The sequence below is a fragment of the Roseateles koreensis genome (assembly GCF_028595305.1).
GTDB lineage: Bacteria > Pseudomonadota > Gammaproteobacteria > Burkholderiales > Burkholderiaceae_C > Paucibacter_A > Paucibacter_A koreensis.
The window spans coordinates 81,469-93,392 of record NZ_JAQQXS010000005.1; the positions used below are offsets into that span (position 1 = coordinate 81,469).

An 11,924-nucleotide genomic window follows, 5' to 3' on the forward strand; every position below is an offset into this window, starting at 1 on the left:
ACGTGACAAATTCGTGACACTCATTCGAGCCGACCACCATGAAGCCTCGCACCGCCCGTTCCGCCCAGCTTGACCCCTCAGCCCTCCCGATGGCCCCGGCTGATTCAACCGCTTCCGTATCCTCCGCCTTGAACGGCAGCGTCAAGCCCCGCCGCAGCAGCAGCGGCGACACCGCTGGCTCGCTGGACCCCGTGCGCATTGCTCGTCGTGCGGTCAAAGACGCGGTCAGCAAGGCGCAGGCGCGCGAATTGGCGGCGCTGACCGACATCATGTCAAGCAGCGGCCCCGCAGGTCTGGCGGAGTCTGTGCAGGCGGTGGTGGCTGGCGCCTCTCCCGATGACGCACAAGCCCTGCGTCAGGCGCTGCTGAGTGAGTTGAATGCATTGCCTGCATCCAATGCCCTACCCAACCCTGATGAAGAGTTGTCGGCGCAATGGCGCAGCGGCGCCTACCCCTACAAGAACCTGATGTCGCGGCGCGCTTATGAAAAGCAGAAGTACCGCCTGCAAGTTGAGTTATTGAAACTGCAGGCCTGGGTCAAGGCCACCGGCGCCAAAGTGGTGATCTTGTTTGAAGGGCGCGACGCGGCGGGCAAGGGCGGCACTATCAAACGCTTCATGGAACACCTCAACCCGCGTGGTGCGCGTGTGGTGGCGCTTGAAAAACCAAGCGACGTCGAGCGCGGCCAGTGGTACTTCCAGCGCTATGTGCAACACCTGCCCACAGCGGGCGAGATCGTGATGTTTGATCGCAGTTGGTACAACCGTGCCGGCGTTGAGCGAGTGATGGGCTTTTGCACCAACGACGAGTACACCGAGTTCATGCGCCAGGCGCCGGAGTTTGAGCGCAACCTGACACGCTCGGGCGTTTACGTGATCAAGTTCTGGTTCTCGGTGAGCCGGGCCGAGCAGCGCCGCCGGTTCAAGGAGCGCGAGGCGCATCCGCTCAAGCAATGGAAGCTGTCGCCCATTGACAAAGCCTCGCTCGACAAATGGGACAACTACACGCAGGCCAAGGAGGCCATGTTCTATCACACCGACATCGCCGAAGCGCCTTGGACCGTGGTGAAGTCAGACTGCAAAAAGCGCGCGCGTCTCAACGCCATGCGCCATGTGCTGCACCAGATGGCCTATGCCAACAAAGACCTGGACAAAATCGGTCCGTTGGACCCGTTGCTGGTTGGGCGCGCTAACGTGGTGTATGAGCGGGGTGAGAGCACTGGGCGGCCTTCTTCCGTTTGATGGGCGGGTGAGCGAGCGGCTCATTCGAAATTTTCAACGTGATGATTACCTTGACGGGCCGGGGGTGCGGAAAAACACTGTGCACCTCCTCAAACCCTACAAGGGGCCCTCGATGGACTCGCACCTACACCCTTCTGTCACCGCGCGGCAGCGGTATTCATTGACTGCGTTGTTCGCAGCCGTTGCGAACTTGACCGCCTGCGGGGGCGGCGGTGGCGCCAGTGTGGATACGCCTGCGCCCCTGCCGACCACACAGTCTGTGCAGATCGCCGTGATCGACGGGGCCATCAAAGGCGCCGTGGTCTGCCTGGATAAAAATGCCAATGGAATTTGCGACACGGGTGAACCGAGCGGCGTGACCGACGCCTCCGGCAAAGTCTCGCTGGACATCTTGATTGCCGATGTGGGCAAATATCCGGTCATCGCCAGCATCGGTACGGATGCGGTGGATGCCGACCACGGTGCCATCACCACACCTTATGTGCTCAGCGCACCGGCTGACCAGCCGGCCGTCATCAGCCCCCTGACCGATATGGTGCAGCAGCACCTCGTTGCGGCCGGGGGGACCACGGCGGCGGCAGAGTCGTTTGTGAAGGCGCAGACAGGGTTGGCCGCCTCCTTGTTCAGCAACTACATCAGCGGCGGTGATGCCACCGCCACCATTGTGGCGCGTACCGTGGTGCTCGCCACGCAGGCGCAGTTGGATGTGCTCAAGACCTTGGTGGGTACCAAGGATGCCGCAGGCAACACCATCGCGCAGGCCGATATCAACAACGCCGCGCGGCAAGCCATTGCTGCTGTGCTGCCGGCGGTTGCCGCAGCGGCAACCGACGCCAGCGTGAGCGGTAGTTCGAGCGCAGCTGACAAAGACAAAGCGCTGGCCGCTCTGGCGACCACGCTGGTGAGCACGCAGACGGGCCTGGACGTCACGAACGCCGCGGCGACGGTGGCCAGCAACAAGGCACCGATTGACAACAGCGCTGCCTCAGGCACGCCAGCCGCCGGTGCAACCTTGCGGGCCTTTACGTTTACGGATGCGAACAACTGGTACTACCGTGCGATGGAGAGCACGGCCGCCGACAACACACCTGACGCTAACAAGTTCACCCACTATTACGATGTGCACAGCGCAAATGTTGCGGGTACCGTCAACACCTGGGGTTACAACACCGATCCGGGTCGGCAAGCTGACCAGCACTGGAATGGCAGCGCCTGGGTTGCCTGCCCTTTGGGCACCCGCAGCAGCAATTCCGAAACCGACGCCACTGGGCACCGCAATTACAACTACTGTGATGGCTTTGAGGTGGGAACCTCGCTTCGTACGGCGCAGGACATCTCGGGTAAATCGCTCAGCGATGTGATCACCAATCAGATTCGCAGCTTCCCTGGTGCCGACTCAGGTGTCAGTTATGCCACCTTCGGCCCGGCCAACATGGCCTTGCTGGGCACGGCCACCTTTCCAGATCAATCGAAGCTCTGGGCGATATCCGTCGTACCGAGCACGGCGGCCTATGCCTACGATGTGCGCAGCAGCAATGTGGTGTCGATCTTCAATGCGGCGGTCGCGGCGGGTGGCAACGCAGTCACCAGCTCGACCGTTGAGTGCGCCAAGGTCAACTCCACCAATGCCTCTGCCTATCGGAGTGCGCCTGCGACTTTGGAGGACATGGTTGCGCACAGCCCCGGCGTGCCCTGCGTCTTTGCACAAGGCAGCAACGCCGATGGTGCCTCCCTGGCGAGCAATGAATGGTGGAGCAACTCGACGCTGGGTTTGGGCTCTTTGCCGAACGCGCAAACCCAACCGGCGGGTAGCGGCAAGTACTACACCACGACAGCGGCGTTGCGCATGAGCTTTACGGGCAGCGGCAACGGCGTCAACTACTACAACTGCCTGGTCCGTAATGCCGATGGCAGCATCCGCAACTGCAGCTTGTTGGGGACCGGGAGCTACAAGATTGAAGCCCTGGGCGACGCGCGTGTGATGAGCTTTACCGGCTTGCCGATGATGGCCAATAGGTTGAGCTACAAACGCATCTTCGTGGAACGTGGCGGGCAGATTTTCTACGGCTTTCAGAACCAGGTCGGGCGCACCACTTACACCCTGCGTTTGAACCTGCCCGCGGCGAACGCCTTGTTTACCCAACTGGGCATGAGCCCGATCGTGCCGCAATAGTCCGTGCCACTAATACCCAAGCTGCACCCAAGTGGCACGAAAATCAACAGTCATGAGGAGGTTTCACCGGGAAGGCTTTGCATTGCGAAGTGGCGGCAACTAGTGTGAGGGCGGGGCAGTGATGGGGCTGCTCGTTTTGAACTTCACCAGGAGTTTCGTCATGAAATTGAATGCAAGAATCTTCAGTGCAAGACCGCTGGTTTTAGGCGTTATCGCCGCTGTGTCAAGCGGGTGCGGCGTGCAGGCCCTGGCGCAAAGCCAGTTGCCACCGGTGGACGTGCAAGGCGCACGTTCGGTGGCACCCAGGGAGGATGTGCAAGCCCGGTGTGCCGACTACGGAGAGGCCGTCAAGCTCTCGCTGGCGCGCAGCATTCGCGACGTTGACCGCAACGCCGAAGTACGGGTGGATTTCCGCCTTGAGGGAAATCAGCTGGCAGACGTCGCGCTCGCGGGCGGGCCGATGGAGTTTCGCAGCCCTTTGCGGCATGCCATTGGCAAAATCCAGTGTGTCAACGACGGGCAGGCGAACCAGAATTTTGCATTTCTGGTGGTCTTCAGACCCCTTCGCCCGGGTGAAGATTCAGAGGACCAGCCCGTGGCCGTGGTCAAACCCCTCAGCTCGCAAGTAGTGGCGCGCGCCGAGTGAGTCAATGCTGCCAGTCCTCCTCCTGGCGCAAGCCTCACTTTGGGGATCGTCAACACATCAATGGGGCAGCGAGGTGCTGCTCCCCAGCCACCGCACCAGCTGCATCAGTGAATGAGCCTGGGTCTTGTTGAGCAGGTGCCGCACGTGCGTGCGCACCGTGCTGATTTGCACGCCCAGTTGTGCCGCCGTGGCCTCCACCTCCAGCCCACTGGCCAAGAGCGTTAGCACTTGGCGCTCGGCGTTGCTGATGTGCCGTTCCCGGCACAGGGCTTCGATGCGCGCATATTGTGAAAATTCAGGTTGATCGCGTTGGATCAGCAGCAGCAGGCTGTCGTCGGGCCAGTCGTTGGGCCGTGCCATATCGCTCGGCAGGCGTGAGGCATGCAGCCACCCTGTTTTCAGCGTGCCCCTGAACCACAGTGCCGCTTGCGCGCAGTCTCCTCGAGCTGCCTGGTGAAGCACCTGTTCCAGTTTGGGGGCATTGATCTGCCCGACTTGCATCAGGTGCTGCGCACGCTGCTCGGCCTCGCCGGCTTCGAGCATTTTGTCGGCAGACCGGTTGGTGAATAGCAAATGGCGATCCCGCCGCAACACCATCAGCGGTGCGGGCAGGCTTTCAAGAATTTGTGTTGCTCGCTGTTCTGCTTGATTCGCATGTTGCAGAAGACTTGGCATGGCGCTGCTCCGTGAGAATCGCCCAAATTCGGGCCTGCTCGGATCCCCCTTCTTCAATGCCATCTGTGCTTCGGCCATGTGACGGCCTCCAGCCTTCATCGTGGATAGTGACGGTGACTATCCCGAGGCCCTTTGCGGCCTTTTTCAAGTATGGGTGACAAAAGTCAATTTTTCTATCGCATGCCGTAACGATAAATAGTTATGTTTTTGTCGCAAACTTGCAATGAATTTGCTTTGAGTCTCAAATTTCCCATTGCGGATGCAGGGCCCGCATGCGGCCCAGGGCCATGCCGGCGGCGGAGGTGCGGGTTTCAACGCCGAGCTTGGCGAAGATGCGTTCCAGGTGCTTCTTCACGGTGGCGGGGCTGGCGCCCAGGATGTCGCCGATATCGCGGTTGATTTTCCCCTGGATCACCCAGTACAGCACCTCGGCTTCGCGGGCGGTGAGCTTGAAGGCGAGCGCCAGGGAGTCGATCAAGGCCGCGTCTGAGACCTCGCGCATCACGATCAGCCAGTCGTCGGCCTCCGCCGTGTTGTCTTCGCCTCCTAATTGCTGATGCAGGCTGAAGGAGAGGCGCCGCGCGCCGGACTCCACCACCAGCCGTGGGGGCTCGACGTGCTGTTCCCGCGCCGCGGGCAAATGCTCGCGCAGCCAAGCCAGCACGGGGGCCGGAGTTTGGGATGCATGCGTCGCCGGGCCGCCGAAGTAATGCGCCAGCAGCTCGCGCGCCAGCGGGGTCTGCCACATCAGGCGGCCGTCACTGGCGCGCACGGTGATGCTGGCATAACCAAAAGCATCCAGGGCATGGCGGCTCTGGCGTACCTGGCGGGCACCTTGCATATGCACTTGCATGCGGGCCAGGACTTCTTTGGGCTTGATGGGCTTGGTCACATAGTCAACGCCGCCGGCAGCCAGGGCGGCGACCAGATGCTCGGTGTCAGTCAGCCCGGTCATGAAGATGATGGGGATGTGGCTGGTGGCCGGGTTGGCCTTGAGCCGGCGGGCCACTTCAAAGCCGTCCATTCCCGGCATCATTGCGTCGAGCAGCACGATGTCGGGCTGGGCCTGGGCGGCGCGCTGCAAGGCGCTCTCGCCGTCCAGTGCCACCAGCACGGTGTAGCCGGATTCGTCCAGTGCGTCATGCAGAACGGCCAGGTTGTCGGGCACGTCATCGACGATCAATACCCGCGGGCTGTGTTGGGAGTCAGTGAGCATGGAGGGTGTCGAGAAGGCGAAGCATGGCGTCGAACTGGAATTGCTGGGCCAGGCCGCGCAGGTGCTCGCAAAAAGCCTGTGCCTGCGGGTGCTGCGCAGCCAGCAGGTCGAGTTGTTGCAGCACGCCGCGGTAATAGCCTAACTGCAAGGCCTGACGCAAGTCGGACAGGTGCTGCGGGTCGAGTGGGGTGGCGCCTGCAACTGGGGTCGGCGCGGCGCTGGCCGCTGGCTGGGTCGAGTGTTTAGCGTTGGTGTTACCTTTGACGTTTTCGGGATCTTCGGCCAGCCATTCCAGTGCCAAGCGCCCTCCCAGCCAATCCAGCAACTCGCTGTGGCGCAGTGGTTTGAGAATGAAGTCTTCGGCGCCAATGCCTGCGCCGTTCTCCTGACCCTTTTCGAAGGCATTGGCCGACACGATGGCGATGCAGGGCGGTGGCTCTTTGGCGTAGAGCTGGCGCAGGCGGTGGATGGTCTCCCAGCCGTCGATGCCGGGCATGGCCAGGTCCATTAACACGGCGTGCGGGCGAAATCCGCTCACGATCAAATCCAGCGCGTCATGGCCGCTGGCGGCACTGCGAACCTCGAAACCCAGCGGCTGCAGCAGCTCGGTCAACAACTGGCGGTCGGGCTCTTCGTTGTCCACCACCAAGATGCGCCGGCGCGGCCCGGCATAAGCTCGCCGGGCCTGCGGGGCACGGGTGCGCAGTCGTTCGGTAGCACGTTCATGCAGTTCGGGCAGAAACAGCCGCAGCACGAACACGGCGCCGGTGCCTGCGCCGGTCTTGCTGCGTGCCTTCAACTCGCCGCCCATCAACTCGGTCAGCATCTTGGCGATGGTCAGGCCCAGGCCGGCACCCGGGGCTGAGCTGGCAGCACTGTCGCCGCGGGTGAAGGGCTCGAAAACACGTGCAAGCTCTTGCGCCGTGAGGCCGGGGCCGGTGTCTTCGATCTCGATCTGCGCCATCTCTCTGGCGTACCGCACCCGCACGCTGACCTGCCCCTGGCGGGTGAACTTGATGGCGTTGCCGATCAGGTTGATGAGAATCTGCCGCACCCGCTTTTCGTCACCCCGCACCCAGTCGGGCAAGGTGCCTTGCGGCTCGAAATGAAAGGCCAGGCCTTTGGCCGCCGCCTGGGGCTCAAACATGTCCGCCAGTTCATGCATGGCATCGGAGAACTGCAGCGGCGCGGAGATGAGCGACAACTTGCCCGCCTCGATGCGGGCAATGTCCAGCGTTCCGTCGATCAGCTGCATCAGGTGCTCGCCGCCGCGCTTGATGACTTGCACCGCATGTTGCCGATGCAGGGGGATCTGCGCGTCTTCTGCCATCAGCTGGGCATAGCCCAAAATGCTGTTGAGCGGCGTGCGCAGCTCGTGGCTGATGGCACTGATGTAGCGGCTCTTGGCCTGGTTGGCGAGGTCAGCCTGCTGGCGGGCGGCTTGCAGGGCTTCGTCGGTGCGGCGGTGCGAGGCGATCTCGCGCATCAGCGCCTGGGTCTGGCGTTTGGACTCTTCCTGGGCCACCTCGCGGCTCTTGTGCGCCAGTACCATCCACCAGGCACCTACGCCACTGAGCACCAGCAGGGCCAGATAAATCTTCAAGAAGCCGCTGCGCAGAGCCGGCCGTGCCGCCACACCCAGCTCGGGCAGGCCTTGCAATTCTTGCTGGTAGAGCAGGCCAAGCAGGGCGGCAAGCAAGGGCAGCAGCAGTGCCATCAGCAGCAGAAAATGCGCCAGCCCCTTGTCCAGATACGGCCACAGTGGCCGGGGCAGGGTGGCTTGCAGAAGCGCGCCCCATTGGCGGCTGAGGCGTGCGTCGGGCTTGCACAGGTCGCCGCAGCGGGCATCCAGCGAGCAGCACAGCGAGCAGATGTCGCCCTGGTAGGCGGGGCAATGCGCCATATCGGGCGCCTCATAGCTGCGCTCGCAAATCACGCAGTTGCGCGGTGTCAAGCGGGCATAACTGCCCTGATCCGTGGCCTTGGCTTCCTGCCGCGCCAGATAGTAGCGGCCGCGCGTGACCCAGGCGATCAGCGGGGCCGCAGCCAGCGCGGTGAGCATTGCAATCACGGCCGAGAAGGCCTGTGCCATCGCCCCGAACACGCCCAGGTGCGCTGTCACCGACAAGACTGAGGCCAGCGCCATTGCACCCACGCCGACGGGGTTGATGTCGTACAGGTAGGCGCGTTTGAACTCGATGCCCGGGGGCGAGAGCCCCAGTGGCTTGTTGATCACCAAGTCTGCTACCACCGCCATGATCCAGGCAATGGCGATGTTGGAAAACAGGCCCAGCACCTCGCCCAGCGCCTCGAACACATTCATCTCCATCAGCATGAAGGCGATGCCGGTGTTGAACACCACCCACACCACCCGACCCGGGTGGCTGTGGGTCAGCCGGGAGAAAAAGTTACTCCACGCCAGCGACCCGGCATAGGCGTTGGTGACATTGATCTTCAGCTGCGACATCAGTACGAAGAGCGCCGTGGCGGCCACCGCCCAGCGATAGTGCGGAAACACATATTCGTAGGCGGCGAGGTACATCTGGGTGGGATCTACCGCGCGCTCGGCAGGCACCGCGTGGCTGAGCGCCAGCCAGCCCAGCAAGGCGCCGCCCAACATCTTGGGCACACCCAGCAGCACCCAGCCCGGGCCGCCGATCAGCACGGCCGCCCACCAGCGCCGACGATTGGCGGGCGTTTGCGCCGGCATGAAGCGCAGGTAGTCGGCCTGCTCGCCCATCTGCGTGATGAGGGCGATGCCGACCGTCAGCGCCGCACCAAAACTGGGCAGATTGAAATCGGCACCGCCTGACTTTTCCCCTGTATGGTGCGTGATGCCCGCAAATGCAGCAGGCTCGTGCAGCAGCACATAGGCATAGGGCAAGACCAGCATCAGCAGCCACAGCGGCTGCGTCCACAGTTGCAGGCGGCTGATGGCGGAGACACCGTGGGTGACCAGGGGGATCACCACCAGTGCGCACAGCAAGTAGCCCCAGCGCGGCGGAATGTCCAGCGCCAGGTCCAACGCGTAGGCCATGACCGCCGCCTCCAGCGCGAAGAAGATGAAGGTGAATGAGGCGTAGATCAGCGAGGTCAAGGTCGACCCGAGGTAGCCGAAGCCTGCGCCCCGGGTGAGCAAGTCCATGTCCACCCCATAGCGGGCCGCGTAGATGCTGATGGGTACGCCCGCCATGAAGATGATCAGCCCGGTGGCCAAAATCGCCCACAAGGCGTTGGCCCAGCCGTACTGCATCAACAGCGTGGCGCCCACGGCCTCCAGAATCAAAAAGGAGGAGGCACCGAACGCGGTGTTCGCAACCCGCCAGTTCGACCAACGCCGAAAGCGTTGCGGCGTGAAGCGCAGGGCGTAGTCCTCCAAGGTCTCGCTGGCCACCCAGGCGTTGTAGTCCCGCCGGATCTTGATGACGTGCTGCGGTGCATCAGCGGGGGCGGGCAAAGGGCTCATGCGCCAAGCCGGTGCAGTTTTCGTGCCTGAAAGCACCGCAGCCTTTGGGCGGCACGCCGTTTGCTACATTGCCTGGACCGCACGCACCCCCACCACACCAATCACCCGAACCCGCCCCATGGAACTGACGCCCCGAGAGAAAGACAAGTTGTTGATCTTCACCGCCGCCTTGCTGGCCGAGCGGCGGCGGGCGCGTGGCCTGAAGCTCAACTACCCCGAGGCGGTAGCCTTTATCAGTGCGGCGGTGATGGAAGGTGCTCGCGACGGCAAGACCGTCGCGCAGATGATGAGTGAGGGGCGTACCCTGCTGACCCGGGCCGACGTGATGGACGGCGTGGCCGAGATGATTGCCGACATCCAGGTGGAGGCCACGTTTCCCGATGGCACCAAGCTGGTGACGGTGCATCAGCCGATTGTTTGATGTTTGAAGCGCCGATGGCGCTGCCCATTCCCTCCTAGAACAAGGCCCCACCATGATCCCCGGTGAACTGTTGACACCCGAAGGCGAGCTGGATCTGAACCCCGGCCGCCGCACCCTCAGCCTGGTGGTGCGCAACGAGGGCGACCGGCCCATCCAGGTCGGCTCGCATTACCACTTTGCCGAGACCAACGCGGCGCTGGGTTTTGACCGCGCGGCCGCACGCGGCATGCGGCTCAATATTGCCTCCGGCTTGGCGGTGCGTTTCGAGCCGGGCCAGCAGCGCACGGTGGAGTTGGTGGAGCTGGCGGGCGAGCGGGTGGTCTACGGCTTTCGCGGCCAGGTGCAGGGAAAACTATGAGCAGCAACAAAATCGGACGGCGGGCCTACGCCGAAATGTATGGCCCCACCGTGGGCGACCGGCTCCGCCTGGCGGATACCGAACTCTTCATCGAGGTTGAGCAAGACCTGACCCTGCGCGCCGGAGGCTATGGAGAGGAAGTCAAGTTCGGTGGCGGCAAGACCATACGCGACGGCATGGCGCAGTCGCAGCGCACGCGTGCTGCGGGGGCTGTCGATACGGTGATGACCAACGCCTTGATCCTCGACCATTGGGGCATCGTCAAGGCGGACATCGGCTTGAAAGACGGCCGCATCCTCGCCATCGGCAAGGCCGGCAACCCCGATACCCAGCCGGGGGTGGACATCATCATCGGCCCTGGCACCGAGGTTATCGCCTGCGAGGGCATGATCGTGACGGCCGGCGCGGTCGACACCCACATCCACTTCATCTGCCCGCAGCAGATTGAAGAGGCGCTAAGCAGCGGCGTCACCACCATGTTCGGCGGCGGCACCGGGCCCGCCACGGGCACCTTCGCCACCACCTGTACGCCGGGCGCCTGGCACATCGAGCGCATGCTGCAGGCGGCCGATGCATTTCCGATGAATCTCGGCTTTATGGGCAAGGGCAATGCCAGCACGGGCGCGGCCCTGCGCGAGCAGGTGGATGCCGGCGCCGTCGGCCTCAAGCTGCATGAAGACTGGGGCACCACGCCCGCCGCCATCGACGCCTGCCTGAGCGTGGCCGAAGACACCGACATCCAGGTCGCGATCCACACCGACACGCTCAACGAGAGCGGTTTTGTGGAAGACACCGTGGCCGCCTTCAAGGGCCGCACCATCCACACTTTTCACACCGAAGGGGCGGGCGGCGGCCATGCACCCGACATTTTGAAGGTGGTGGGCGAGGCCAATGTGCTGCCCAGCTCCACCAACCCGACGCGGCCCTACACCATCAACACGCTGGACGAGCACGTGGACATGTTGATGGTCTGCCATCACCTGGACCCGGCCATCGCGGAAGACCTGGCCTTCGCCGAAAGCCGCATCCGCCGCGAAACCATTGCCGCCGAAGATATCCTGCACGACCTCGGCGCCATCAGCATGTTCAGCTCCGACTCCCAGGCCATGGGCCGCGTGGGCGAGGTCATCATCCGCTGCTGGCAAACGGCGCACAAGATGAAGGTGCAACGCGGCGCCTTGCCCGGCGACGGCCCTGGCAACGACAACGCGCGGGTCAAGCGTTATGTGGCCAAGCTGGCGATCAACCCCGCCATTGCCCACGGCATCAGCCACGAAGTGGGTAGCGTCGAAGTGGGTAAATGGGCCGACCTCGTGCTGTGGAAGCCCGCCTTCTTTGGCGCCAAGCCCAGCATCATCTTGAAGGGCGGCAGCATCGCCATGGCCGCCATGGGCGACCCCAGCGCGTCTATCCCCACGCCGCAGCCGGTGCACTACCGGCCGATGTTTGGCGCCTATGGCGGTGCCCTGGCGCGAGGCAGCCTGAGCTTTGTTTCGCAGTCGGCCCTGGCGGCCGGTGTGGGGCAGCGTTATGGGTTGAACAAGACGTTGGCGGCGGTGCGCGGCATTCGCGGCATCGGCAAGCGGCAGATGATTCATAACGACTATCTCCCCCGCATGGAGGTGGACGCCCAAACCTACGCCGTACGCGCTGATGGCTTGCTGCTCACCTGTGAGCCGGCCAGCGTGCTGCCGATGGCGCAGCGCTATTTCCTGTTTTGAGTCTTGA

At 63.3% G+C, this 11,924-nt stretch carries 9 protein-coding genes; 6 read left to right on the plus strand and 3 right to left on the minus strand.

All coding sequences use genetic code 11. The features are described from left to right. The first annotated feature begins 38 nt into the window (after positions 1-38). The 3 genes from ppk2 (at position 39) to PRZ01_RS06715 (ending at position 4,060) form a co-directional block, all read left to right on the plus strand. Positions 39-1,241: a polyphosphate kinase 2 gene (gene ppk2, locus PRZ01_RS06705; RefSeq protein WP_273596000.1), complete on the plus strand. Its 1,203-nt coding sequence runs from the start codon at positions 39-41 to the stop codon at positions 1,239-1,241. A gap of 112 nt (positions 1,242-1,353) precedes the next feature. After that, positions 1,354-3,414 carry a hypothetical protein gene (locus PRZ01_RS06710; protein ID WP_273596001.1) on the plus strand — a complete coding sequence of 687 codons (2,061 nt, stop codon included), beginning with the start codon at positions 1,354-1,356 and terminating at the stop codon, positions 3,412-3,414. 160 nt (positions 3,415-3,574) lie between these two features. Continuing rightward, on the plus strand, positions 3,575-4,060 hold the full coding sequence (locus PRZ01_RS06715; RefSeq protein WP_273596002.1) for a hypothetical protein: 486 nt from the start codon (positions 3,575-3,577) through the stop codon (positions 4,058-4,060). A 57-nt stretch (positions 4,061-4,117) separates the two neighbouring features. Here PRZ01_RS06715 and PRZ01_RS06720 read toward each other — a convergent pair whose 3' ends face one another. The 3 genes from PRZ01_RS06720 to PRZ01_RS06730 form a co-directional block, all read right to left on the minus strand. Then, positions 4,118-4,735, minus strand: a complete 618-nt coding sequence (locus PRZ01_RS06720) for a helix-turn-helix domain-containing protein (protein ID WP_273596003.1) — start codon at positions 4,733-4,735, stop codon at positions 4,118-4,120. A gap of 241 nt (positions 4,736-4,976) precedes the next feature. After that, complete coding sequence (locus PRZ01_RS06725; protein ID WP_273596004.1) at positions 4,977-5,951, minus strand: response regulator; 975 nt, start codon at positions 5,949-5,951, stop codon at positions 4,977-4,979. After that, the gene (locus tag PRZ01_RS06730; protein ID WP_273596005.1) at positions 5,941-9,417 is read right to left on the minus strand and encodes a hybrid sensor histidine kinase/response regulator; all 3,477 of its coding nucleotides are present in this window, start codon (positions 9,415-9,417) and stop codon (positions 5,941-5,943) included. The genes PRZ01_RS06725 and PRZ01_RS06730 overlap by 11 nt, the downstream gene beginning before the upstream one ends. A gap of 118 nt (positions 9,418-9,535) precedes the next feature. On the opposite strand from PRZ01_RS06730, the gene PRZ01_RS06735 reads away from it, so the two are divergent. The 3 genes from PRZ01_RS06735 to ureC are packed head-to-tail and all read left to right on the plus strand — an operon-like array spanning position 9,536 to position 11,917. Then, entirely contained in the window at positions 9,536-9,838 is a 303-nt protein-coding gene (locus PRZ01_RS06735; RefSeq protein WP_273596006.1) for an urease subunit gamma, read from the plus strand. Positions 9,839-9,890: 52 nt separating this feature from the next. Next, positions 9,891-10,196, plus strand: coding sequence for an urease subunit beta (locus tag PRZ01_RS06740; RefSeq protein WP_273596007.1), 306 nt, complete (start codon positions 9,891-9,893; stop codon positions 10,194-10,196). After that, on the plus strand, positions 10,193-11,917 hold the full coding sequence (ureC, locus tag PRZ01_RS06745; protein ID WP_273596008.1) for an urease subunit alpha: 1,725 nt from the start codon (positions 10,193-10,195) through the stop codon (positions 11,915-11,917). Before PRZ01_RS06740 ends, ureC begins: the two co-directional genes overlap by 4 nt. Positions 11,918-11,924 lie beyond the last annotated feature (7 nt).

Excerpts from the sequence above, each read along its gene's own strand:
- PRZ01_RS06720 (WP_273596003.1), bottom strand. The coding sequence starts at position 4,735 with ATGCCAAGTCTTCTGCAACATGCGAATCAAGCAGAACAGCGAGCAACA.
- ureC (WP_273596008.1), top strand. The coding sequence starts at position 10,193 with ATGAGCAGCAACAAAATCGGACGGCGGGCCTACGCCGAAATGTATGGC.
- PRZ01_RS06710 (WP_273596001.1), top strand. The coding sequence starts at position 1,354 with ATGGACTCGCACCTACACCCTTCTGTCACCGCGCGGCAGCGGTATTCA.
- PRZ01_RS06730 (WP_273596005.1), bottom strand. The coding sequence starts at position 9,417 with ATGAGCCCTTTGCCCGCCCCCGCTGATGCACCGCAGCACGTCATCAAG.
- PRZ01_RS06715 (WP_273596002.1), top strand. The coding sequence starts at position 3,575 with ATGAAATTGAATGCAAGAATCTTCAGTGCAAGACCGCTGGTTTTAGGC.
- PRZ01_RS06735 (WP_273596006.1), top strand. The coding sequence starts at position 9,536 with ATGGAACTGACGCCCCGAGAGAAAGACAAGTTGTTGATCTTCACCGCC.
- PRZ01_RS06725 (WP_273596004.1), bottom strand. The coding sequence starts at position 5,951 with ATGCTCACTGACTCCCAACACAGCCCGCGGGTATTGATCGTCGATGAC.
- ppk2 (WP_273596000.1), top strand. The coding sequence starts at position 39 with ATGAAGCCTCGCACCGCCCGTTCCGCCCAGCTTGACCCCTCAGCCCTC.
- PRZ01_RS06740 (WP_273596007.1), top strand. The coding sequence starts at position 9,891 with ATGATCCCCGGTGAACTGTTGACACCCGAAGGCGAGCTGGATCTGAAC.